The sequence below is a fragment of the Kitasatospora sp. NPDC090091 genome (genome assembly GCF_044747365.1).
Classification (GTDB): domain Bacteria; phylum Actinomycetota; class Actinomycetes; order Streptomycetales; family Streptomycetaceae; genus Kitasatospora.
In genome coordinates this window covers 1-1,960 of sequence record NZ_JBIVDY010000003.1, presented here as the reverse complement: position 1 = coordinate 1,960, position 1,960 = coordinate 1, and the positions used below count along the sequence as shown (strand labels likewise).

Genomic DNA, 1,960 nt, shown 5'->3' with positions numbered 1-1,960 from the left:
ACGTCCCTTTGTCCGAAGACTCCGGGCCGGCTTCACGGGCTTAGCATCAAGAGGTTCAGCGTTGGCGCTTCAAAGCGGGTACGGGAATATCAACCCGTTGTCCATCGACTACGCCTGTCGGCCTCGCCTTAGGTCCCGACTTACCCTGGGCAGATCAGCTTGACCCAGGAACCCTTGGTCAATCGGCGCAAGAGTTTCCCACTCTTGTATCGCTACTCATGCCTGCATTCTCACTCGTATACCGTCCACGACTGGTTTCCACCGCCGCTTCACCCGGCACACGACGCTCCCCTACCCATCACAGCAGGCGTTGGCCCTTCATGCTGCAATGACACGACTTCGGTGGTGTGCTTGAGCCCCGCTACATTGTCGGCGCGGAATCACTTGACCAGTGAGCTATTACGCACTCTTTCAAGGGTGGCTGCTTCTAAGCCAACCTCCTGGTTGTCTCTGCGACTCCACATCCTTTCCCACTTAGCACACGCTTAGGGACCTTAGTCGGTGTTCTGGGCTGTTTCCCTCTCGACCATGGAGCTTATCCCCCACAGTCTCACTGCCACGCTCTCACTTACCGGCATTCGGAGTTTGGCTAAGGTCAGTAACCCGGTGAGGCCCATCGCCTATCCAGTGCTCTACCTCCGGCAAGAAACACGTGACGCTGCACCTAAATGCATTTCGGGGAGAACCAGCTATCACGGAGTTTGATTGGCCTTTCACCCCTAACCACAGGTCATCCCCCAGGTTTTCAACCCTGGTGGGTTCGGTCCTCCACACGGTCTTACCCGCGCTTCAACCTGCCCATGGCTAGATCACTCCGCTTCGGGTCTTGGGCATGCAACTCAAACGCCCTATTCGGACTCGCTTTCGCTACGGCTACCCCACACGGGTTAACCTCGCTACACACCGCAAACTCGCAGGCTCATTCTTCAAAAGGCACGCAGTCACGGCCAGCAGGCAAGCCCACTGACGACGCTCCCACGGCTTGTAGGCACACGGTTTCAGGTACTATTTCACTCCGCTCCCGCGGTACTTTTCACCATTCCCTCACGGTACTATCCGCTATCGGTCACCAGGGAATATTTAGGCTTAGCGGGTGGTCCCGCCAGATTCACACGGGATTTCTCGGGCCCCGTGCTACTTGGGAGATGAGCAAGCAAGCCGTACAGATTTCGCCTACGGGGGTCTTACCCTCTACGCCGGACCTTTCGCATGTCCTTCGACTATCCATACGGTTTCTGACTCGCCCAGCCGCCGGCAGACGACTGAAGCTCATTCCCACAACCCCCAAGCGGCAACCCCTGCCGGGTCTCACACCACTTGGGTTTAGCCTCATCCGGTTTCGCTCGCCACTACTCCCGGAATCACGGTTGTTTTCTCTTCCTGCGGGTACTGAGATGTTTCACTTCCCCGCGTTCCCTCCACACTGCCTATGTGTTCAGCAGCGGGTGACAGCCCATGACGACTGCCGGGTTTCCCCATTCGGACACCCCCGGATCAAAGCTCGGTTGACAGCTCCCCGGGGCCTATCGCGGCCTCCCACGTCCTTCATCGGTTCCTGGTGCCAAGGCATCCACCGTGCGCCCTTAAAAACTTGGCCACAGATGCTCGCGTCCACTGTGCAGTTCTCAAACAACGACCAGTCACCCACCCTCAGCAGCCCAAACGGACCACCTCAAGTAGGACCGGCACTGAGACAACAGCCATACGGCCGTTCCCTCAGGACCCAACAACGTGCCCGACACACCCGATCAGCAAACCCGTGTTCCACGCCGAAGCAGTACTAACGAATGCCAACCCAGTGTGCCGAATAGTCAACGTTCCACCCATGAGCGAGCACTCCGGGACGTTCGCCCGAAGCTGCTATGTGCTCCTTAGAAAGGAGGTGATCCAGCCGCACCTTCCGGTACGGCTACCTTGTTACGACTTCGTCCCAATCGCTGGTCCCACCTTCGACGGCTCC

The 1,960-nt window shown here is 58.1% G+C and carries 2 rRNA genes (1 of these 2 cut by a window edge); both read right to left on the bottom strand.

Annotation, left to right across the window (positions count from 1 at the left end):
• A 23S ribosomal RNA gene (locus ACIPSC_RS05715) occupies positions 1–1,597 on the bottom strand; it reaches 1,484 nt to the left of the window's first position.
• 278 nt (positions 1,598–1,875) lie between these two features.
• Positions 1,876–1,960: ribosomal RNA gene (locus ACIPSC_RS05710) — 16S ribosomal RNA — on the bottom strand; the annotation flags it as partial.